16 protein-coding genes are annotated in these 22,882 nt (G+C 65.2%); 12 read left to right on the top strand and 4 right to left on the bottom strand.

Features of this window, described 5'->3' with window-relative positions; genetic code table 11:
• Nucleotides 1-214: 214 nt before the first annotated feature.
• From RGUI_RS12630 to RGUI_RS12670, 10 genes are all read left to right on the top strand, one after another.
• Entirely contained in the window at nucleotides 215-5,284 is a 5,070-nt protein-coding gene (locus tag RGUI_RS12630; protein ID WP_172841140.1) for a PAS domain-containing protein, read from the top strand.
• A gap of 369 nt (nucleotides 5,285-5,653) precedes the next feature.
• Nucleotides 5,654-6,055, top strand: coding sequence for an SCP-2 sterol transfer family protein (locus RGUI_RS12635; protein ID WP_081533468.1), 402 nt, complete (start codon nucleotides 5,654-5,656; stop codon nucleotides 6,053-6,055).
• 36 nt (nucleotides 6,056-6,091) lie between these two features.
• Nucleotides 6,092-7,369: an efflux RND transporter periplasmic adaptor subunit gene (locus RGUI_RS12640; protein ID WP_081533470.1), complete on the top strand. Its 1,278-nt coding sequence runs from the start codon at nucleotides 6,092-6,094 to the stop codon at nucleotides 7,367-7,369.
• Nucleotides 7,370-7,382: 13 nt separating this feature from the next.
• Nucleotides 7,383-11,045: an efflux RND transporter permease subunit gene (locus RGUI_RS12645; protein ID WP_081533472.1), complete on the top strand. Its 3,663-nt coding sequence runs from the start codon at nucleotides 7,383-7,385 to the stop codon at nucleotides 11,043-11,045.
• Nucleotides 11,042-11,512, top strand: a complete 471-nt coding sequence (locus RGUI_RS12650) for a hypothetical protein (protein WP_081533474.1) — start codon at nucleotides 11,042-11,044, stop codon at nucleotides 11,510-11,512. Before RGUI_RS12645 ends, RGUI_RS12650 begins: the two co-directional genes overlap by 4 nt.
• 49 nt (nucleotides 11,513-11,561) lie before the next feature.
• Complete coding sequence (locus RGUI_RS12655) at nucleotides 11,562-11,987, top strand: hypothetical protein (RefSeq protein ID WP_081533476.1); 426 nt, start codon at nucleotides 11,562-11,564, stop codon at nucleotides 11,985-11,987.
• A gap of 867 nt (nucleotides 11,988-12,854) precedes the next feature.
• On the top strand, nucleotides 12,855-13,130 hold the full coding sequence (locus RGUI_RS12660; protein WP_081533477.1) for a hypothetical protein: 276 nt from the start codon (nucleotides 12,855-12,857) through the stop codon (nucleotides 13,128-13,130).
• 64 nt (nucleotides 13,131-13,194) lie between these two features.
• Complete coding sequence (locus tag RGUI_RS21260) at nucleotides 13,195-13,722, top strand: hypothetical protein (protein ID WP_156882954.1); 528 nt, start codon at nucleotides 13,195-13,197, stop codon at nucleotides 13,720-13,722.
• Nucleotides 13,723-13,808: 86 nt separating this feature from the next.
• The gene (locus RGUI_RS12665) at nucleotides 13,809-14,378 is read left to right on the top strand and encodes a tetratricopeptide repeat protein (RefSeq protein WP_081533479.1); all 570 of its coding nucleotides are present in this window, start codon (nucleotides 13,809-13,811) and stop codon (nucleotides 14,376-14,378) included.
• The gene (locus RGUI_RS12670) at nucleotides 14,375-14,887 is read left to right on the top strand and encodes a hypothetical protein (RefSeq protein ID WP_081533481.1); all 513 of its coding nucleotides are present in this window, start codon (nucleotides 14,375-14,377) and stop codon (nucleotides 14,885-14,887) included. The genes RGUI_RS12665 and RGUI_RS12670 overlap by 4 nt, the downstream gene beginning before the upstream one ends.
• 110 nt (nucleotides 14,888-14,997) lie before the next feature.
• Here RGUI_RS12670 and RGUI_RS12675 read toward each other — a convergent pair whose 3' ends face one another.
• From RGUI_RS12675 to RGUI_RS12695, 4 genes are all read right to left on the bottom strand, one after another.
• The gene (locus RGUI_RS12675; protein ID WP_253798360.1) at nucleotides 14,998-15,849 is read right to left on the bottom strand and encodes a shikimate dehydrogenase; all 852 of its coding nucleotides are present in this window, start codon (nucleotides 15,847-15,849) and stop codon (nucleotides 14,998-15,000) included.
• Between the two features lie 331 nt (nucleotides 15,850-16,180).
• Nucleotides 16,181-18,340, bottom strand: coding sequence for a polysaccharide biosynthesis tyrosine autokinase (locus tag RGUI_RS12685; RefSeq protein ID WP_081536083.1), 2,160 nt, complete (start codon nucleotides 18,338-18,340; stop codon nucleotides 16,181-16,183).
• A 366-nt stretch (nucleotides 18,341-18,706) separates the two neighbouring features.
• Complete coding sequence (locus RGUI_RS12690) at nucleotides 18,707-19,039, bottom strand: hypothetical protein (RefSeq protein WP_081533487.1); 333 nt, start codon at nucleotides 19,037-19,039, stop codon at nucleotides 18,707-18,709.
• Nucleotides 19,040-19,229: 190 nt separating this feature from the next.
• Nucleotides 19,230-19,958, bottom strand: a complete 729-nt coding sequence (locus tag RGUI_RS12695; protein ID WP_081533489.1) for a metallophosphoesterase — start codon at nucleotides 19,956-19,958, stop codon at nucleotides 19,230-19,232.
• A gap of 158 nt (nucleotides 19,959-20,116) precedes the next feature.
• On the opposite strand from RGUI_RS12695, the gene RGUI_RS12700 reads away from it, so the two are divergent.
• The gene (locus RGUI_RS12700) at nucleotides 20,117-22,207 is read left to right on the top strand and encodes a YjbH domain-containing protein (protein ID WP_253798363.1); all 2,091 of its coding nucleotides are present in this window, start codon (nucleotides 20,117-20,119) and stop codon (nucleotides 22,205-22,207) included.
• Nucleotides 22,204-22,842 carry a YjbF family lipoprotein gene (locus RGUI_RS12705; protein ID WP_081533493.1) on the top strand — a complete coding sequence of 213 codons (639 nt, stop codon included), beginning with the start codon at nucleotides 22,204-22,206 and terminating at the stop codon, nucleotides 22,840-22,842. Before RGUI_RS12700 ends, RGUI_RS12705 begins: the two co-directional genes overlap by 4 nt.
• Nucleotides 22,843-22,882: the final 40 nt, after the last annotated feature.

A 22,882-nucleotide genomic window follows, 5' to 3' on the forward strand; every position in this document is an offset into this window, starting at 1 on the left:
ACTTCCACCGTCGCGCGGGGACAAGTGCGTCGAGTTTGAACGGATCGGCGCCTGCGCCCGCGCCTGTGTCCTGGGTTCGGAAGGCTGACGTCCGGTTATCGTCGGGATGCTGGAAAGCTGTCTAAAATCCGATTGTTTACCCTGTTCCTTAGGCGTCGGTTAGGCTGTGACGCGGATGAAGGGGGCTGTCTTTGCGGTTCTCCAGGTGCTCTCAATGCAACGTCACAATCAGGCTGCCCCGGTTTGCGAGGAGACGCCCGGTGTGTCGATTCTGGTCGTGTCGCCGTCGGGCCATATCCTGAGCGCGAGCGGTGCGGCCATTGCCGCGATGGGGCCGGAATCGACCGACCTGTCTGGCAGGGTTCTGGGCGATATCCTGTGTCCGGACGATGTCGCGGGGGTTGAGACGGCCATCCGCGCGCTGGACGGCGGGCAGGTTGCCGCGACAGATGTCGAGCTTGGTGTTCTGTGCGCTGGCGGGGTATGCCGCCGGTTCCGGGCCTTCCTGTCGCCCGTGCGTGCCGACGACCGGATGGTTGCGGTCTCGATGGTGCTGCATGAGCCCGGCAAGGAGAGGGCGGGGCCAACGGTTTCGTCCGCGCCTGACCCCGCGCGGCAGTTCGATCCCGGCCTCATGCGTCAGGCCGCGCGGCATTTCGGATTCGCCCAGTGGTTTCTGGAGCCGGCGACGCGGGCGATGTGGGCGACGGAGGCCTATTTCGACCTTCTGGGATTTGAGCCCGACGAGGTGGAATTGAGCGGCCCCTGGCTGCGGTCGCGGCTGCATCCCGACGATTTCGACGCGACCGTGTCGCGGATGGAGCAGTTGCTGGCCAATGAGAACGAGACCTTTGCAATCGACTATCGCCTGCGCTGCAAGGACGGGACCTACAAGTGGTTTCAGGCCAATGCCCGCCTGTATTCGCGCAAGGGCACCGGCTTGCCCCCCGTCGTTTGCGGCAGCCTGATCGACATTTCCCGCCGCAAGGCGAACGAGTCGCGCCTGAACGCCGCGCGCGCCAAGGCCGACGCGGCCCGGGCCGAGGCCGAGAAGAGCGAGAGCCTGCTGCATATCGCGACCGAACATGCCGGGGTCGCCCCATGGTTCCTGAACCCGGCAACCGGAGAGTTCGTCCGCAACGACCGGTTCGGCACGATCACCGGACGAACCGGTGACGGTCTGGCCAAGACGCTGGATGGCATGCTGGGCATGGTCCATCCCGACGACCTGCCCATGGTGCAGCGGGAACTTGCGGCGATGGTGCAGGGCAAGCAGGCCGAGGCCAAGGCAGATCACCGGATACGCCACAAGGACGGGCATTGGGTCTGGTGCACAAGCGTCGCCAAGCCGTATCAATCGGGGGAAGACGGCCAACCGCTGCTGATTTGCGGCACGACCTTCGACATCACCGACCACAAGGCCTATGAGGCGCGCCTTGCCGAAGCGCTGCGCGCGGCGCAGACCGCGCGCGAGGAAGCGCAGGAAGCTGCCGAGATTCTGCGCCACTCGACGGAAAACAGCAATGTCGTGCCGTGGTACCGCTATCCCGATTTCGGGCAGGACAGGGTTGGCGATCACCTCAAGACGATGCTGGGCCATGGGCCGGAGTTCGAGATTGACCGGCCGGCCTTCCTTGACCTGATGCATCCCGATGACCGTTCCGCGGCCAAGGCGGATTTCTGGGCGATGGATCGCGGCGAAATCGACGCCTATGATCACAGTTTCCGGCTGCGCCGGGCGGACGGCACGTGGTGCTGGTTCTCGGCCATGGCGAAACGGGTGGATCGGTCGGATCAGGGCCGCCCGCTGCTGATTTGCGGCAGCCTGACGGATATCGACGACCTGAAGCGGAACGAGGCACGACTGGCGGAGGCCGCGTCGGAGGCGCAGCAGGCGCAGGACCGGCTGCGGAAACTGGCCGACAACATGCCGGGCGCACTGGCCGAGCGGCAGGGGTGGCCTGACGGCACGTCCTCTCTGCCGTATTTCAGCGCCAGGCTGCCGGAGATGTTCGCCACCACGCGGGACGCGATCGAAAAGGACAGCACCGCCCTTTACGTCCACATGCATCAAGACGACCGCGCGCGGCTTGTCGAACGCGTTGATCAGTCCGCCGCGGAATTGTCGGCCTTCGACGAACGGGTCAGGATCATGGATCCGGAAACGGGGCCGCGCTGGGTTCGGATTTCGTCGCAGCCCTTTGCCCAGCCCGACGGGTCGGTCATCTGGTACGGCAATGTCAACGACATCACTGCACAGGTGGAAACCGAGCAGCGGGCCGAAGAGGCGGCCGCACGTCTGCGCTTCCTTGAGGAGCGGTTGCGCCTGGCCACCGAAGCTGCCGGGATCGGGGTCTGGGACTTCGATCTCGTCAGCGGCCAACTTGTCTGGGATGACACGATGCACCGGATTCACGGCATCGCCCCGGGAAGTTTCGGGGGGCGGCTGGAGGGCTGGGTTGACCTCGTGCACCCCGAGGATATCGCGGCCTCGGAGCGACGTTTCAGCGCCGCTGTCCAGTCGGGCAGTGCCTTCGATGACGCGTTCCGTATCGTCCGGCCCGATGGGACCGTCCGTGTCATCAGCGCCAGGGCGCAGATATTCCGCGACGCGTCCGGGGCCCCGGTAAGGGCCGTTGGCGTGAACATGGATGTCACCGAGCAGAAGGCCGCGGAGTTGCACCTGGCCGAAGCGGCCGAGGATGCAAGGCGGGCCCATGATCGGCTGAACATCCTTGCCGACAACGCGCCGGGTGCCCTGTTCGAGTTTCGGCAGGACAGCGCGGGCGTGTTCAGCCTGCCCTATTTCAGCGCCAACCTTGCGCCGATCATGGGCGTCACGGCCGAGGCGCTGGCCGCGGACGGCGCCGCGGTATTCGCCCATATCCATCCCGAAGACCTTCCCAAGGTGGTGGAGGATATCGCGATTTCCCGGGCGGACCTGTCGGATTTCACGGCGCGCTTCCGCATCAATGACCCGCGAACCGGTCTGCGCTGGGTCATGGTCTCCTCCCTGCCGTCGCTTCAGTCGGATGGCGCCGTTGTCTGGTACGGCAACATGTTCGACGTGACCGAGCAGGAAAAGGTCGAACGCCAGGCCGCAGCCGCCGCAAAAGAGTTGCGTGTCGCCAACGACCGTTTCCTGAGTATGGCCGAGAACGCACCCGGCGCAATTTTCGAATGCCACATGGCCCCTGACGGCGAGATGGACTTCAAGTTCCTCAGCTCCACGCTTTTGGACCTGATGGGCGTGGCGCGCGGCGACGTGGTCGCCAAGGGCAGGAACATGTTTGCGCGGATCCCGCAGGAGGATGCGGAACTGATCTTGCCCCAGATCATGCAATGCGCCGCGGACCTGCGCCCCTATGAGGTCAAGCACCGCGTCGATCATCCCGAAAAGGGACTGCGCTGGGTCATGGCGGCGGCAAATCCCTCCCTGCAACCGGACGGATCGATCATATGGCACGGCAGCGTCGTCGATATCACCGACCGGCTGGAGATGGAGCATCGCGCGGCGCAGGCGGCCGAAGAGCTCAAGCGGGCCCATGACAGTCTGACCCTGCTGGCCGACATCTCGACCGTTGGTCTTTACGAGTTCTGCCTGCAGCCGGACGGCACGACGAAACTGTCCTATTTCAGTGCCCGCTTCGCCGAGCTTGTCGGTTTCGCCCGCGAAGACCTGGAAAAATCGGACGAAGGTGTCTTTGCCCGTATTCCTGAAGAAGACCTGCCCGCTGTCCGGGCTGCCATTGCGAAAAGCCACCGTGACCTGGTGCCGTTCAGCGTGCGTTTCCGCCTGCGGCATCCCGATCGGGGCATGGTCTGGGTTCTGGCGGCCGCGAATGCACCGCGTCTGAAAGACGGCGTGTTCACATGGTCGGCGGCGCTGTCCGATGTCACCCCCGTGGTCGAGCGCGAGCAGGAACTGCGTCGTGCCCACCGTTTGGCCGAGGACATGCGCGCCGAGAACGAGAGGCAGGCGCTGCATGACGGGCTGACCGGTCTTCCCAACCGTCGCTTCTATGACAAGATGATCGCCGAGCGGCTGGCCTCTGCGGTGGATGGCGGGCCGCGGGACTGTGCCCTTATCCGGCTCGATCTGGACCATTTCAAATACGTCAACGACACGCTGGGGCACGAGGCCGGTGATCTTGTGCTGGTGCGCGTGGCGGCGGTGTTGCGCGACTGCCTGCGCGAAGGGGATTTCGTGGCCCGCATCGGCGGCGACGAATTCTCGATCCTGATGGCGCCGGGCGTGTCCGAGGTGGAGGCCGAGGCGCTGGTCGAAGAGATCCGCGTGCGGCTGGCCGAACCGCTGATCTATGAGGGGCGCCAATGCCGCTATGGCGCGAGCTTCGGGATCGCGCAGACCGAGGATGTGTCCGAGATGGGCGAGGACATCCAGATGTTCGCCGATGCTGCGCTGTACCGTGCCAAGGCGAGTGGGCGGAACCGGCTGGAGGTGTTTACCCCGGACCTGCATCGGGAGATCCTGACCGACCGGCGTCTTGCGGTCGAAATCCACGAAGGGCTCGACCGGGATCAGTTCGTGCCGTTCTTCCAGCCGCAGGTTGCAGCCGATGACGGACGACTGGTCGGGATCGAGACGCTGCTGCGCTGGAAACACCCGGTCGAGGGGCTCTTGTCGCCGGACGCCTTCATGCATGTGGCCGAACAGTTGCGCCTTGTTCCCGAAATCGACCGGATCATGATGGAGAAATCCCGCGATGCGCTGGCAAACTGGCGTGAACAGGGCCTGATCGTGCCGAAGATCAGCTTCAACGTCTCGTCGGGCCGGATGCACGACCCCAGCGTCGTGGCGCTGGCCGGCGAGATGGCAAGCGGTGAGACGCGCGTGACCTTCGAGCTTCTGGAATCGATCCTGGTGGAGGAGGAGAACGACACTTTCCGCTGCCACCTCGACATGCTGCGCGAGGTCGGGGTCGATATCGAGATCGACGATTTCGGCTCTGGCCATGCCTCGATCATCGGGGTGATGGAAATCGCGCCCTCTGCGCTGAAGATCGACAAGCGCATCGTGCTGCCGGTCGAACAGGACCTGCGCGCGCGCAGCCTGGTGCGGGCGATTGTCGAGATCGCCGACACGCTGGGGATCAACACCGTGGCCGAGGGCGTCGAAACCGAGAAGCAGGCCAGGATTCTGCGTGGCATCGGCTGCGATGTTCTTCAGGGCTACCTGTTTGCGCGCCCGCTGAGCGAAGACCAACTGCTGACCTATGCGCTGGGCGATGGGCTGAGCAAGGCACTGGCAGGGGGCCGCTAGGCCGGTCAGACGGGGTCTTTGTGCGCGTTTCGCACCGGATGCGGCGCCCGTATTTTTATGCACGCATTCGAATGTGAGCATATATGTCGCACCCTGCGCAGGCGCGGCTGCCCGAAAAATGGGCGCAAAATTAACCTGTAGGCATCTGTATTAAAGCGACAATTCCACCCTGTCGGCATTAATATGCGCATCTGCGGTGTTTCTTTTAACAACCTTGCCAAGTCCTGTGGAAAAAAATTATCGTCATTTTAGGGCGTTAAGAATCGAGCAGAACAAAAAAACAAAACGATCTTCGGGCGAAGACCCGAGCGCGAACACTGGAAAGGCCTGGCGACGGAACAGGGTCGCCGACGAGGGAGGAGCTTTTCAATGCCCGAACTGTTCTCGGACGACTTCATGGTCGATTTCGGAAACGCATGGAATGACGATGAAATCGGTGAGGCTTTGGCCAAGATCGGGTTCAACTCGACCATCGGTTACGGTTTCGAAGGCGACGACAAACCAAAGGGTTATCTCAAGGTCGAGAATGGCTTTGTGACCGAGGCCGGCGCCTATCAGGACGCCGCGCTAAACTGGGATCTGCGCGCCAAGCCCGCCGACTGGGAGAAATGGTGCCAGAAGGGCGTCAGCATGATGTCGCTCGGCCTGGCCTATACCTCGGGCAAGCTGAAGTTTCTGACGGGTGACTATACCGCGATGATCAAGAACCCGGCGATGGCCGGGCCGTTCATCAAGAGCTTCGCGGTCATGGGACGCGTTCCGCGCACCTGAACCCTACCGAAATCCTGACGGAGGAGGAGGCGTCGAATGTCGGCGATCTCAAGGATTTTTGCGCTTGCCGTGGCGGCGTTGGCGGGAGCCGGGGCCGTGATCGTGGCCCGCCCGTACCTGTTCCCCGAAGAGCCGTCCGGCGCGCGGTCCGCGGAGGGATCGGCCCATTCGCGGCCCCCGGTTTACGGCCCGGCCTTCGCGGCGGCGTCCGGCCGGCTGGTCGAAGTGTCCGAGATGTCGGCGGCGCAACGCATCCGTCTTGGCGGAACGGTCGAACCGGACCGGACCGTGCGCCTGTCTGCCGAAGCCTCCGGCCGCGTGACCTTCGTCGCGGGTGAGGAAGGCGACCGAGTGGCAGAGGGCGACATCGTCGTCGGCCTGGATACCGATGCGATCGACCCGCAATACCGGGCGGCATGGGCGGATCTGAGCGAACAGATGGCCGGTCTTGCCAATGCCCGGACGCAACTTGTGAATGACCTTTACGGCCCGACAACGCCGCCGATGGGGGGCACGCCGCAGGCCGCCTTCGATCAGGCCGGCGTGCCGCTTTACAACATGTTCCAGAGCATGATGGGCGGGATGCCGGGCACGCCCTATAGCGGGCCGATGCAGACCCAGTCCGAGGCGCAGCGCAACTTCGCCACCGCCTCGGCTGCGCGGTACGACTATGAACGACAGCTTGCGGCGCTGTCGGCCGCGCAATCCCGGCTTGACGGGCTGGACGCGCAGTTGCGCGACCGCCGGGCCATTGCGCCCTGGAACGGCGTGATCATGAAGCGGTTCGTGCGCGTGGGCGATCAGGTGCAGCCCGGTCAGCCCGTGGCCGAGTTCGCCGATGTCGATGCCCTTGTCGTTCGGATCGACGTGCCGGTTGCGATGGTGGAGAACCTGCATCTTGGCGAACGGGTGCCGCTAAGCATTGCCGGCAACAACATCTGGGCACCGGTCAAGCAGATCTATCCGGCGGCCGATCCCTCGGCCCATACCGTGCCGGTCAAGCTGGCGCTGCCCTATGGCGCCCCCGCGGCACCCGGCATGTATGCCGTAGCTTGGATCGGGCAGGAGAAGAGCGGCAGCCCAAGCGCGCTTTCGGCCGCGATTCCGGCCAGTGCCGTGACCTATCGCGGCAGCCTGCCGCTCGCCTTCGTCGCGGGGCGCGACGGCCGGGTCGAGATGCGCGTGGTCCGGCTGGGCGACCGGCAGGGCGACCGGGTCGCCGTTCTGTCGGGCCTGAAGCCCGGCGAGATGGTCGTGGATACCCCCGCGCCGGATCTGAAATCAGGCCAGTGGCTTGCGGTAACCGGCGGCTGAGGGGCGGTAGACAATGACCAGTCCGACCGAAACCGGGGTGAACGACAAACCGAACGGCCACCCGCCGCGCCGCCTTGGCATCTCGGGATGGACGGCGCGGTCCTTCATCCAGTCGCCGCTGACCCCCCTTCTTCTGATCGCGTTCTTCGCAATCGGCCTTCTGGGCGCAATGGTCACCCCGCGGGAGGAAGACCCCCAGATCTCGGTGCCGATGGTCGATATCATGGTCGGCTATCCCGGCGCATCGTCGAACGAGGTGGCCAACCTGATCTCCGAACCGCTGGCCAGGATGATGAGCGAGCTGTCGGGGGTGGACCATGTCTACTCGATGTCGCGCGACGGGGCGTCGATGGTCACCGTCCGCTTCGACGTGGGCGAGGGGATGGAGCCGTCGCTGGTCAAGCTCTACGACAAGCTGATGAGCAATATGGAGCAGATCCCCAAGGGGGTGATGGAGCCGCTCGTCAAACCGAAGTCCATCGACGATGTGCCGGTCGTGACCGTCACCCTGTCCTCGGACGAACTTGACCTCGTGCAGTTGCGCAAGCTTGGCCTCGACGTCCAGCAACGGTTCAAGGCGCTGCCGAATACCGGGCTGTCCTTTGTCACGGGCGGCAGTCTTGAGCAGGTGCGCGTGGAGGTCGACCCCTCCAGCCTTGCAAGCTTCGATCTGACGCTGAGCCAGGTTGCGCATGCGATCTCGGGCGCGAACCAGCGGCTGCCCGCGGGCAACGTGATCGATGGCAACCGGTTCTTCGATATCTACACCGGCGCGTTCCTTGAGAACGCGGACGAGGTGGCCGCACTGGTCGTCGGCGCCTATGAGGGCAAACCGGTGTTCCTGCGCGACGTCGCCAAGGTCACCCAGGGCGTATCCGAGACCGAGACCATCGTTCATAACACCCTGCGCGTGGCGGACGGGTTCCAGACCGAACCCGCGGTGACGGTGGCCGTGGCCAAGAAATACGGTACCAACGGCGTCGATGTGGCCAGTGCGCTGCTGACAGAACTTGAGGCGATGAAGGGCCAGATCATTCCGCCCTCTGTCGATGTCACGGTCAGCCGCGACTATGGCGCGACCGCGCATGACAAGGTTTCGCACCTGATCATGAAGCTGTTCATCGTGTCGGCGCTGGTCACGGTGCTGGCCCTGGTCACCATGGGCATCCGCCCCGCGGTCATCGTGCTGATCACGATCCCGGCGGTGCTGCTGATGTCGCTGGCCGTGGCCTATGTGCTGGGCTTCACGATCAACCGCGTGTCGATGTTCGCGCTGGTCTTTGCCATCGGCATCCTCGTGGATGACGCGATCGTCGTGGTGGAAAACATCTATCGCCGCTGGCTGAAGGATGGCGACACGTCCGATGAAACGACGGCCGATGCCGTGGACGAGGTCGGCAACCCGACGATCCTTGCCACCTTCACCGTGGTCGCGGCGCTTCTTCCGATGGGCTTCGTGTCCGAGATGATGGGCCCCTACATGCTGCCCATTCCGGTCCTGTCCTCGGCGGCGATGGTGTTCTCGCTGATGGCGGCGTTCATCTTCGTGCCGTGGCTTGCCGCCCGGGTAAAGCCCTCGATGGAGGCGCTTGAACGGGCCGAGGCGGCCGAACACCGGCAGTCGGAAGTGATCGCCAAGTGGTATTCGCGCCTGATCATGCCGATCATGAATTCGCGGCCCTTGGGGTGGCTGACGCTGATGGTCATCATCCTTGCGATGTGTGCGGCCGTCGCGATGTTCCCGCTGAAGATGGTGGCTTTCAAGATGCTGCCCTTCGACAACAAGTCGGAACTGCAGGTCGTCATCGACATGCCCGAAGGCACCGACCTGTTCGTCACCGCCAACCTGGCGGAGCGGATCGGGACGCGGCTGCAGGACATCCCCGAGGTCGTCGCCTATCAAAGCTATGTCGGCACCGCCTCGCCCTTCAACTTCAACGGTCTTGTGCGGCACTACTTCCTGCGGAGCGAACCGTGGCAGGCCGACATCGCGGTCGAACTGATCGACAAGGAAGAGCGCGCCCGGTCCTGCCATGAGATCGCGACGGAAATCCGCGAGATCCTGCGACCCGTCGCCGATGCGGCAGAGGCGCGGTTGACCATCGCCGAAACACCGCCGGGGCCGCCCGTTCTGGCGCAACTGGTTGCCGAGGTCTACGGCCCGACCACCGAGATCCGCCAGAACCTCGCCCGCCGGATCATGGCCGAGATGGAGGCCGCGCCCGACATCGCCGATGTCAACACCTTCATGGAAGAGCCCCATCAACGGCTCGACTTCACGGTCGATCGTCTGAAGGCGGCGCTTTACGGGATCAGCGTCGAGACGATCAACCGCGAAATCGCGATGGCGGCCGGCGGTTTCGAGGTCGGCGCGCTGAAAAGCAAGCACAACCTCGAACAGGCGGTCATCGTGCTGCAGGCCCCGCTCAGCCAGCGGGTGAACCTTGGCAACCTGCTGGTCCTGCCGATCCCGACCGCCGATGGCAGCAAGGTGCCGCTGGGCGAGTTGGGCTCCTTCGAACAGGTCCCGGTCGATCCGCCGATCTACCACAAGGACTTGCGCCCGGTGGAATATGTCACCGGTGAGGTCATCGGCCCGATGGGCGCGCCGCTTTACGGCATGCTGCAAGTCGATGCCGCGCTGTCCAACCCGGCCCTGCCGGCCGACATGCAGATCAGCGGCAACTACTTCACCGCGCCCGACGGAAACGACGGCCCGGCCTTCAAGTGGGATGGGGAATGGCAGGTCACCTATGTCACCTTCCGCGACATGGGCCTGGCCTTCGCCGCGGCGCTGGTGCTGATCTACATCCTTGTCGTTGCCGAGTTCAAAACCTTCGCGCTGCCCCTTGTCGTGATGGCGCCGATCCCGCTGACGCTGATCGGTATCGTGCCCGGGCATTGGCTGCTTGGCGCGGATTTCACGGCGACCTCGATGATCGGCTTCATCGCGCTGGCCGGTATCATCGTGCGAAATTCCATCCTGCTGGTGGAATTCGCCCGGGCCGAGGTCGAAGCCGGGCGCAGTGTGCAGGACGCGATCACGCTGGCAGCCCAGGTGCGCCTGCGCCCGATCCTGATCACCGCGCTGGCGCTTGTCATCGGCTCCATGGTGCTTCTGTCGGACCCGATCTTCCAGGGCATGGCGGCGTCGCTTCTGGCCGGGTCGCTGGTGGCCACCTTCCTGACGCTGGTCGTCATCCCGCTGGGGTGCATCTCGATGAGCGGCAGTTTCGAGCCGAACGGCAACGGCGGGTCGTCGACGCCGCCGGTGGGTGGTGCGCCGGACCCGACGCCGCCTGCCCCGACGCCGGGCAAGCCGCCGCGGCTGGTGCGCAAGTCCGCGTCGGACACGCAGCAGGCCGCCATCCCCGAAGAGCGCCCAAAGCCGGCCCGCCCGCCGAAACTTCAGCGGAAGTCCGCATCGGCCAGCGCGACATCGGCCACCACCAAGAGTGACGCCGAGACACCGGCCCGGCCCCCAAGACTGCAACGCAAGTCAGAGCCCAAGCCCGAGGCCCCGAGTGAGCCAAAGGCCGAGGCCAAGCCCGCCGGGCGCAAGACGACGAAATCCGCAACGCCGCGCAAGAGCACGGCCAGAACACCCCGCAAGAAACCCGCATCCAACGCGCCGAAGCCGCAAGCCAAACCCGACACGCCGGAGGACAAGACATGATCGTGCGTTCATCTCTCGCCCTTGCAGCGGCCCTGTTCTGCGCGCCCGTGGCGGGGTCGGCGGGGACGTTCGGCGAACTTTCCGCGGCCAAGGCCCGGCCCCCGGTGCAGGAGCCACCGGCCGCCACCTGCCCGCCCTATTGCCCGGTTGCGCCCTATTATGCGCCCCCTGCGGCCGAGGGCGGACTGCGCCGCGGTTACGTCACCGGGCAGCCTTACATGGTCGCTCCCGTGCCGCCGCCCACCCCGTACCCGCCGCTTGTGACGGGGCCGGGTGGCGAACCGGGCGGGGCGATCCCGATCTGGAGTTACGGCCAGATGACCTCGATGTCGAACCCCTACGATCCGTGGGGGCTCAGCACGCCTTTCATGCACGTACCTTGGTCGACGCCGCTGTCGGGGTGGACCAATGCGACGACATGGAACTGGTGGCGCGAACGATCCGGCGCGTCACCGGGCAACTGGTAGCGCGGACACAGACCGCGCTGCCACGGGTTAACCAAGGAGGAGACGACCCATGAAAACTCTCAAGATCGCACTGCTCTCGACCGGCTTTGCCGCCGTTGCAGGGCTGGCCGCTGCCCAGCAGAACATGCAGCCCCCGCCCCCGAGCGGCCCCTATGCCGGTCAGGAACAGCAGGCCCCGGCCCCGCAGGCTGGCCCGCAGGCCCCGGCCCCCTATGGCTACGCCCCGGCGCCCTACGGCTATGGCTACCCGCCCCCCTACTACGGCGGCTACCCCTACTACGATGACTACGGCTACGGCCGTGGGTATGGCCGTGGCTACGGGCGTGGCTATGGCCGCGGTCGTGGTCGCGCCAGCGGCTCGTTCTCGTTCGGTGGCGACGCCGACATGTACGGCCGCGGCCTCGGCGACATGTACGACGACATGTATGGCCGTGGCTACGGCGACCGTGGGGGCTGGGGCCCCGGCTGGTGGTAAGCAGCACCTTTGGCGCTCCGGCTTGTGCCGGGGCGCCGCCTCCCGTGCCTCCCAAACTCGAGGACCAGTAAGACCATGCAGATCAGAATGAAAATCCTCGGGCCGACCGCCGCGGCAGCCATGGCCCTGGTCATGGCAAGCGGTGCCCTGGCCCAGAATGCACAGCAGGCACCGGACGCCGGTCAGGGTGGAGCCCAGAGCAGCGCATCCGCTGCTCCCGCGCGTCAGCAGAATTTCGACCCTTGGGGACCGCCGCCGGGCTGGGGCCCGGAGCCCGGTTGGGGCCCCGAACCGGCCTGGGGCCCCGAACCCGGTTGGGGCCCGGAGCCGAACTGGGGACCCGCCCAGCGCCCGGCACCCGCATACGGGCCTGGCCCCCGCGGGCGTCAGATGGCCGACCCCGGTTGGGGCGCCGCGCCCGGCTGGGGCCCGGAACCCAATTGGGGTCCCGAACCGAACTGGGGCGCCGAACCCGACTGGGGGCCGGAGCCCAATTGGGGACCTGAGCCTGACTGGGGGCCCGAACCGGCTTGGGGCGCCGAGCCGAACTGGGGTCCTGAACCGGGGCGGCAAGGTGCCGCTCCGGCCGCGGCCCCTGCGCAGACCGGCGAGCCGCGCCGGCGGGCCGCACCCGAGTGGTGGTCCGATCCGAACTGGGGCGCCGAGCCCGATTGGGGCCCGGAACCCGAGTGGGGGTCTGAACCGAACTGGGGGGCTGAACCCGACTGGGGTCCCGAACCGAACTGGGGCCCGGGGCCGCGCGGACGGCGTGCCGCGCCGGGCTGGGGCCAGCCGCCGATGGACCCGTGGGGGCCGTATCCCGGTGGGCAACAGCCGGCGCAGGGTGAACCTGCCCAAGCCCGGCCGATGCCGCCGCAGCAGCCCTATGGCTATGCCGCGCCGGCCTATGGCCCCGGCTATGCGCCCTACGGTTATGGTCGTCCGGCGCCCTATTACGGCTATGGCTACAACCCCTATTACGACGGCTACGGGCGAGGTTACGGCTATGGCCGCGGGTACGGCCGGGGGCGCGGCATCATGCGCGGGTCATGCACCTGTCGCGGTGATGGCGACATGTTCGGCCGCGGATGGGGCGACAACTATGGCCGTGGCTGGGGCCCCGGTCGCTGGGGTCGCTGGTAATCGCGAAACGGTCCCGTGCGCGCGGCGCGCGGGATCACCGCCCTGAACCAATCGGGAGAAGAACATGAAAAGGATCAAGCGCGCTCTCGGTGCCGTTGTGCTGTCCCTCGGGGTTGCAGCATCGGGCACGGCGCAGGCCCAGTGGGGCGGACCTTGGGGTGGAAGCCCGTGGGGCGGCGGTCCTTGGGGCGGCGGTCCTTGGGGCGGCAACCCCTGGGGAGGTGCCTACGCGCCGTATGGCGGCTACGCACCCTACGGGAACAACCCCTACTACTATGACCCCTACAACTCCGGGTATGGCTATGGTCGCGGCTGGGGCCGGGGCCGCACCGGCGGCAATGTGGGCTTCAGCGCCACGATGGGCGGCTGGGGCAACGGGCTTGGCAACAACGGCTGGGGCGGCTCGCCCTGGAACAGCTATGGCGGCTCCCCCTGGGGGGGCGGTCCCTGGGGCGGCAGTCCATGGGGAAGCCCATGGGGCGGCTCGCCCTGGGGGGGCAGTCCCTGGGGCGGTAGCCCATGGGGAGGAAGCCCTTGGGGCGGCAGTCCGTGGGGCAGCCCGTGGGGCGGTTTCCCCGGATTCGGCTGGTAATCAGAAACACGTCTTTTGAATGGAACGGCGGCGGCATGTCTGCCTGGCGCCGTCTGTCTTGATCCCGATCTGAAAAGGGGAGCCCTATGCTTTTGCGTGTTCTCGTCGTCGTGGTACTTGCCGCGGTGTTCTTTGCAATCGGCGCCTGGAGCGGTGGGCGGTTCCCGCCGATCCGCGAGGCCGTCGTGACCGGTACAGTCATGGCCGGTGAAAAGGCCGATCAAGCCTGGACGTGGCTGCGTGACGGACCCGTCGGCAGCGAATCCACCCGTGTCTGGCACTGCGTGCGCGACGGTGCCCCCCAGCGCGCCCCCGACACGCCGCCGGCGGGCGTTGAAACCGTCGCAAGCGTCGCAACCGCCCGCGAGGCCTTTGCCCGGGGCGACCTGAAGGCGGCGATCGCGGACTACAAGACCGTGCTGGAGGATCAGCCTGACAATGCGGATATCCTGGGCGAGTTGGGCAATGTCTACTTCGCCAGCGGACGGTCGCTTGAAGCGGCAGAGGCCTTCCACGCATCGGCAATTGCCCTGATCGCGCAGGGCAGTGATGCGAAGGCGCGCGCGCTGCTGCCCACGATCCGCGATCTTGCGCCGTCGCTGGCGGCGGATCTGGATGCGAAACTGGCCGCCCCGTCAGGCCCGGCGCGGCCATGACTGAAAAAGCTGCCTCCACGACGAAGGAAAAACTTGCGGCCGAAACGCGGGAAAGGCGTCGCGAACTTGCGCGATCGCTCGAATATCTCCAGCATCTCGAACATTTCGAGGCGGCGCTCAAGGCGGTTCGGCTGGTGGTCTTCGCGGGGATGACGAGCTTTGTCATCCTTGCCATCTACGGCTTCGTCCTGATCTATCGGTTGACCACGGACGTGCATGTTCTGGTGGGTCAGACCGCGATCATGACGCAGCAGATGCAGGCGATGACCCGAAGCATGGCGAACCTGCACCAGACCACGGCCTCCATGTCGACGGACGTATCTTCGATGAGCGAGGACATGTCCGTGATGACCGGCCAGGTCGGGCGGATGGCGGACTCGGTCACGTTGATGCAGCACTCCGCCACCAACATGGACCGGCAGATGAGCCCGATCATGGGGACGATGAACCGGTTCATGCCCTTCGACGGCATGTCGGGCTATCCGGTCTCGCCCCCCTACGCGCGATAATGGGCGGCGGCGACAGGTCCGCCGCCGCTGCTCTCTGCCCCGGCGGGCCTATCGCCGGGAATTTCCCGACGGTCGCGGCCCCGAAGGGGTGGCCACCACGGCGGCGGATGTCAGGTGTCGAAGGCGTCGAATGTTGCCCACATGCGGCCCGCATCGGCGGTGCGATCGGTGAAATGTTCGAACGCGCGCACGGCCTGAAAGACGGCCATGCCCGCGCCTGACATGGTCTTGCAACCGCAGGCGCCGGCGGTTTTCAACAGTTCGGTTTCGATCGGAAAATAGACAATGTCGCCGACCCACATGGCCGGGTCGAGCAAGTCGAGCGGAAAGGCGGAACCGGGCAGCTTGGCCATGCCCATCGGGGTGGCGTTGACCACACCGTCGGGACGGTCGGCGGCGATCAACGCCGGCAGATCGGTGACGGCCTGCGCCGCGATACCCGACCGTTCCGCCACATGGGCGGCCAGTGCCGTTGCACGTTCGGTGTCGGCATCGTGGATCGAAAGCCGGCCGACCCCGCAGGGATCTGCCAGTGCATGGGCGATTGCGCCCCCCGCACCGCCTGCGCCGATCAGCAGAACATGGCCGCGAGGCGCGTTGCCAAGGTCACGCCGGAAGCCTTCGGCAAACCCCCAGTGATCGGTGTTGTGGCCCATGCGCTGTCCGTTGCGGAAGACCACGGTGTTCACGGCACCGACCGCGGCGGCGTCGGGCGACACCACATCAAGATGCGACATGACCTCGATCTTGTAGGGATAGGTGACGTTGACACCCGCGTACCCTGCGGCCTCGACCCGGTTCAGGATGTCGGCAAGGGAAAGGTCGGCCCGCCCGGGGTCGTCCATATCCAGCAGGGTATAGGTGAGGGTCAGGCCCTGCGCCCGCCCTTCCTGAATATGCATCGCCGGTGTGCGGGAGCCTTGTATCCCCCGCCCGATCAGGCCGACCGAAACGTTCTTCATGCCTGTCGTCTGTGGTCGCACCTGCACCTGCCGTTCCCCCTCCCGGACGTCCGGCATCGCCGGATTTGCGGAACGTGAATCGGCAGGTCACCTTCGTCAAGGGCAATTGCCCAGGCGGCTGAGCGGAGAGGATCGCGAAGCAGATCACCACACCCATGCGGATGGTAATTGTCTGTTTTCGGATCAAGGCGGGGTTTCACGACGCGGTGCGGGGGGGGGGGCTATCGACGCGTGCGGCCAGAGTCGTAGGCGCCTCGATCCCGACTGGATGCCGTACATCGATGCCCTTCCTCCAGCCGTATTGGTTGACCGAGGCCGACCAACATTTGTCCTAGCTGGAATAGTAGGTGTCGCCATACCCGGCATAGGCGCCGTAGCGCTCTCCATAGCCGTAGCGTTTCATTCCCTTGGGGCTGATCTGGCTGAGGATCAGGCCGTTCACGTGCTGGTTGGTGTTGTGGAACATGCGCATCGCTTCATCCACCTGCGCCTTGCTGGTGCCGTCCCATTTGACCGTGAACAGGACTGTGTCCGCCTCTCGCGCGATGATGCGGGCATCGGGCACGACCAGAACGGGGGGCGTGTCGATGATGATCGCATCGTACTGGCTGCGCAGCGTCTTGATGAAATCCCTGAACCGCTGAGAGGCGAACAGGTCGGCGGCATTCACCTTGGTCCGTTCCCCGGCAAGCACATCGGCCCCGAAACCGGGCGCGTGGTAGACCGCGTCTTCGACCGCCACCTCTCCTGCCAAGACCGAGACGATGCCGCGTTCTGGCATGCGGTCGAAATAGCGGTTCAGGGTGCGCCGGCGGATATCGCCTTCGACCAGCAGCACCGACTTGCCGAGGCCAAGCAGGTTATGGGCGAGCGCGAGCGCATTGGTCGTCTTGCCCTCCCCGGGAATGGAGGAGGTCGAGACGATCACCTGCGGCGGGTTGTCCACATTCGACAAGAGCACCGAGGTGCGCAGGTTGCGTACTGCCTCCGCCGCGGCCGAAGTCGGCTTATCCGTCAGGTAGGACAGGATCTTGCTGCGCGCCTTGGCCGGGATCACGGGGATCTGGCCCATGACCGTGTAACCTGTATGGGCTTCCAACTCCCGCGCGGTGCGGAAGCCGGTGCTGCGTGCCTCTTTCAGGAACAGCATGGCGGAACCTGCGACCACCCCGACGAATGCGGACATCATCAGGATGAGCCCTTTCTTGGGGCTCGACGCATCAAGGGGGACCACCGCGTTGGACAGGATGCGGCTGTCGGGCTGTTGTATCCCCTGCTGGGCGGATGTCTCTTTCAGGCGGGCAAGGAAATACTCGTACAGAAGCCGCGTTGCCTCGGCCTCGCGGCTGAGTTGCTGCAACGTGATCAGGTCCTGGCCCTGCTGTTCGATTTGCGCGGTCAGGTCCTGTTTCGAGGCCTCCAGCGCCGCAAGTTGCTGATCGGCGCGGACCAGGTCCATTTCCATGCGCGTCAGAATCTGGCCGAACCGGGTGTCGAACGCACGGGCCCGGTCCGGGTTCTCGGCGGCCCCTTCAAGGTCGCGGGTCAGCTGGATGTCCTCTGCCAGCGCGGCTTGCTCTGGCCGGCTTTGCGCGGCCGTCAACCGATCATACCGGGCCTTCAGCGCATCCCGCGCTTCCCGGGTCGACCCGATACGTTCGCGCATTTCCTTCATCTGGCGTTCCAGCCCGGCCAACGCTTCGGGCGAGACCAGATCGGTTGCGGCATTGAACGCCTTCACCGCCCCTTCGGCCTTTTCAAGCTCGGTCTGCAATTCGGCGACTCGGTTGCTGAGCCATGTCGTTGCCTGCTCGGTCGCCTCGAACTTCACCGAGACCTGGTCGACGATGTAAAGTTCGACGATGGTGTCCGCGATCAGCGCGGCCTTTTCGGGACTTTCGCTTTCCGCCGTGACCCCGAAGACAAGCGTCTGTGGAATGTTGCGGACCGAAATCTTTCGCAGAAGCTGCGAGATCACGCTGTCGCGCAGGCGGCGCGTGGCCTCTTCCGGGGGCAGGGGCAAAGGGGGTTTGGACAGGCCAAGGGCCGCCTTTACCCCGTCCTTGGCCCGTTCGACCGGGCTGGGGGGCTGAAGCGTGGGGTTGAATTCGGGGTCCGACACGAGGTCAAGCTCATCGACGACCTTGCCCAGCAGGCCGCGGGCGCGCAGGACCTCGACCTCGGAATTCACCTCTGACGTATCACCGGAAAGCCCGCCCACGACGCTTTGCAGATCGACGATCTGTTCCTGCCGCGTCTCCAGCATGACCACGGCGGTTGCGCGGTAAAGGGGGGTGGCGACCATGAAGGCATAAAAGCCGCCGGCGATCACCGCCATGACGCAAAACGCAAGGATCAGGAGTTTGCCCCGCCACAGGATGCCGAACACCGCCGACAGGTCGATCACGTCTTCCCCTGTGGTGTCCGATCCCCGTTGAGGGAAGGCGCGGGAAACGATCTTGGCGGAGGGCGAACGCGGTTCTTCGGTCATATGATTCATGGTATATACTAGGGCACAGATAACCTCATGCGCCCGCAACGCTGACGCACAATGCGTTGATCAGAAAATTTTCCTGCCATCCTTAACCCTTTTTTTCCGCATTTGCCATGCGGGCCGCGCCATATGGTGAATGGAGCGTCGTCTTTGGCGGATGGTTGCCGACCCGGGGCGGGATCGGCCATGCGAAAACGGCGCGCATTCAACCTGCCCGCCGGAATGCAAGGTTCGAGAATGTAGCGAAGCTTTGGGAGTGGAAAGACGCCATTACACCTGCCCAACCAGTGCCTTGGGCCGGTTCGAGGTGACGCCGAGACGTGTCAGGCGGACGGACAGTCGCCCGCCTGACACAGCAGGATATCAGTTCGTCGTGCCGGTGGTGCCGGTCGTGCTGGTGGCGGACGTGCTGGTCGTGGACCCGCCACCGCGTCCTGCGCCCACGGCGACGCCAAGGCCGATTGCCCCGACGGCGACGGCGGGCGCGAGCGATACGAATGTTGCGCCGGCAGCACCGGCCCCTGCACCGGCGGTGCCCGTTGCCCCCTCAGCCGACTGCGAGACGACCTCGTTCGAGGGCAGGTTCAGGCAAGCCGGCAGCCCGGCATTCGCGGGGTTTGCGCAATCGGTCGCGGCAGCGACGGGAAGCGCGGGGACAGCGATCAACAGGGATGCTGAGATCAGTTTCTTTAACATGGCGGTCTCCAATTCCTTTGCGAAAGACGTTAACGCATTTCCGGCCCGGAAAGAAGAACGTGTCTGCGGGAAAGTGGGTCGCGGCTGTGCCGGTCGGCCATGATCTGCCCAAATCTTGCACGCTTCGCACGTCGCGCGGGTAATCGGTATTCCCTTCGCAAGAGCAGACCGGCCCTGTTGCCCAAGGAGGTCAGGCCGTGATGAATTCCACGCCATCTGACGAAACCTGTGCCGCGGTCAGCCGGCCTGTCGCATAGGCCCCGGTATCGATGGCGATTCGGCCGTCGGAGGCAACCGGTTCATCAACGATGGTGTGGCCGTGCACGACCCATAGCCCGTCGGGGCGTGGCGTTGTCCGGAAATCGGGATGGCCCCAGCGCAGGACGCGGCTGGATTGGGCGACAAGCGGCAGGTTGGGGTCTGCCGCCGCATGAACGACGCCGACATTGCCCGTGCTCCAATGGCTCGGAAGGGTCTCCAGCCATGTGACCAGATCGCGGCCCATGGCCTCGCGCAGTTTGTCACGTGCTTCGGTCAGGGCCGGTTCGGGGGAGGTTTCGGTCACACCGGCCACCCCGAAACTGGCCATCGCCTGAAGGCCGCCATTGCGAAGCCACCGTGCCCCGTAGCGGCCCGGGTCGTTAAGGAAGCCCATCATCATGTCTTCGTGGTTTCCGCCGATACACAGGACGTCCTCGCGGGAGTTCAACAGGCGCAAGACCTCGGCGCTGTGTTCGCCGCGGTCGACATAGTCGCCGACGCAGATAATCCGGAAGGCTGGGTCGATGCGCCCCAGCAGGCGTTCCAGAAGATCGACGCGACCGTGCACATCGCCGATGGCGGCGAATGGCCGATCCGGCGCGGGCGGGGCAAAGGCGTCTGCCCCCCGAGATCTTCCGAGAATCCGCTTCCAGATCATGATGACTCCGTCCTGTCGTTTGCCCCTGGTCCGGTCCCCGGGGCTTGACAAGAGGACATAGATAGGGCGCAGGAGGGTTTGAAGTCGATTGATACAGTTTTTTCACCGGACGCCGACGCACGCAGGACCGAACGCCCATGCGGACAGGAACAAGGATTTTGACACTGGCGCTGTGTGTGTCGTCGGTATCCGTCGCGTCGAGTGAGGCACAAGTTCTGACCACCTACGGCACGCCCGGCCTGATCGAGATGCCGAGTGCCGAAGTGCTGGGCGATGGCGAACTGGGCTTCACGGTCAGCTCCTTCGGCGCCAGCATGCGCAATACGCTGACCTTCCAGTTTCTGCCCCGGGCCTACGGATCCTTCCGCTACAGCGTCATTCGCGATTTCGACGGCAACGACAAGAATCGCTATGACCGAAGCTTCGACGTGCATTTCCAGCTTGTCGACGAACGGGAGGACAGGCCGGCGCTGGCCATCGGCATGCGCGATATCGGCGGAACCGGGATCTACAGCAGCGAGTACCTTGTTGCGACGAAGACGCTGGGATCGGACGTGACGGTCACCGGCGGGTTGGGCTGGGGGCGTCTGGCGGGCCGCGGGGCCTTTGATAACCCGTTTGGGCTGCTTTCAGATCGCTTCGATGTCCGGCCGAATGCCGGGGCCGGGGGGATCAACGAGACCGGTCAACTTGACACCAAGTCGTGGTTTCGCGGCGACGCGTCCTTTTTCGGGGGTGTCCGGTGGCAGGTGAACGACCGTTTGTCGCTGATGGCGGAGTATTCGCCAGATCTCTACACGGCCGAGGCGGAGCGCGATGTTGCCGATTTCAGCACGCCGCTGAATGTCGGGGCGTCCTACCGGTTTCGCAACGGGTTCGCGCTGAGCGGCTATGTGATCGGCGGAAGCGAGGCCGGGGTTCAGTTGAGCTATGTCGTCGATCCGGCAAAGCGCGCGATCCCGGGCGGAACGGGGACGGCGCCCACGGCACTAGTGCCGCGCGACACACTGGCCGCCGCAAGCTGGAACCTGCCCGACCGCGCATCCGATACCCCCGATGTCGAAACGGTCCTGAAGGCGCGCCTGCTGGAGCAGGGGCTGGATCTTCAGGGGGTAGAGATCGGGGCGCGCGCGGCCACGATCCGGGTTCAGAACATCCGCTGGGATGCCGAGGCGCAGGCGGCAGGACGTGCCGCGCGGGTGATGGCCAACACGCTGGGGCCGGAGATCGAGGACTTCTCCGTCATTTTCCAACAGGATGGCGTTCCGATCACCGCTATCGAAACGAAACGGTCCGACCTGTACGATCTGGAGCATGACGTCGACGGGGCGTGGCGCAGCTGGACGCGGGCCGAAATCTCCGATGCCGCCGGGATCGGGCGGCAAGGCGAACTGCCGGATGCGTTCCCACGGACGGACTGGGCGCTCTTTCCCTATCTCTCGCTGGCCTATTTCGACCCGGACGACCCGATTCGTTATGAGTTCGGGGCGGAGCTGTATGCCGGGTGGCACCCGCTTCCGGGGCTCAGCTTTTCCGGGACGCTGCGCTATCCGCTGGCGGGCACGATTGATGAGACGACGCGCAGGTCCGATTCCGTCCTGCCCCATGTGCGCACCGATTGGCCGATCTATGCGCGCGAATCGAATCTGGTGGTTCAGCAACTGACCACCGACTATCTGTTCCGTCCGGCGCCGGATTTCTTCGCCCGGGTTACGGCGGGATATCTTGAGCCGATGTATGGCGGGCTGTCGGGGGAGTTGCTTTGGTACCCGGCCTATTCGCGGCTGGCGCTGGGCGCGGAGTTGAACTTTGTCCGGCAGCGCGACTTCGACCAGCTTTTCGGCTTCAGCGACTACGATGTGGTGACCGGGCATGCCACGGCCTATTACGACCTTGGCGGCAGCTATCATGTGCAGCTTGACGCCGGGCGCTATCTGGCCGGGGACTGGGGCGCAACGCTGTCGTTGGCGCGTGAATTCAACAATGGCTGGACGGTCGGGGCGTTCGTGACCCTGACGGATGTCAGCACCGATGATTTCGGCGAGGGGTCGTTCGACAAGGGTATCTGGGTGACCGTGCCCCTGTCCTGGGTCACCAGCAAGCCGACGCGATCCTCGGTCAGTCAGGTTTTGCGGCCGGTGGTGCGCGATGGCGGCGCGCGACTTGATGTGCCCAAGCGGCTTTACGGTCTGACACGCGACTATCGCGGCAAACAGCTGGGGGACAGCTGGGGCCGGTATTTCAGATGAAATCGATACTTTTCCCACTCGCCCTTGCCTGTGCCCTTGCCGCCTGTGCCTCCAATCCGGAGCAGGCCCGCAACGTGCGGGCGTTGAAGCAGGCCCTTGCCCGGGACGCGGCGACCGATTTCGACCCGCGTTTCGTGACCTTGATCGAGGCGCAGGCGCCGATGCTTCAGGTTGGAATCATCGAGCGTCAGTTGAGCGGCACGGTCTTGCTGGAACGTCGCGATGGCGAGGTCGAGACATGGATGACCCCCGACGGTGCCAACCTGATCCTGACCGGGGGAATGCTGACCGGGACCAAGGGGTTGGGAATCGGCCTGCTGGGGGCTGACGTGTCGGCGCCGCTTGCGCTGGTTCGCAGCGGGCAGGCCGGGGTGGTCGACCGCTTCCACACCTATCTGACCGGGGACGACCATGCCGTGACCCGGTCCTACAAGTGTATTGTCGAGAACCTTGGCCCGAAGCCGGTCGATTTGGGCGATGGGCCGGTCTCCGCGGTTCTGATGCGGGAAACCTGCCGCAACCTTGATCAGTCGTTCTTCAATTTGTACTGGGTAGCGCAAGGAAAGATCGTGCAATCGCGTCAGTGGAGCGGAGAGTTTCAGGGCGCCATTTCAACCCGACTTGTGGTGAAGTAACCGAAACCCGCATCCGGCCGTAACGGCGAAAGCGGAAGTG

This window comes from Rhodovulum sp. P5 (assembly GCF_002079305.1).
In the GTDB taxonomy this organism is placed as follows: domain Bacteria; phylum Pseudomonadota; class Alphaproteobacteria; order Rhodobacterales; family Rhodobacteraceae; genus Rhodovulum.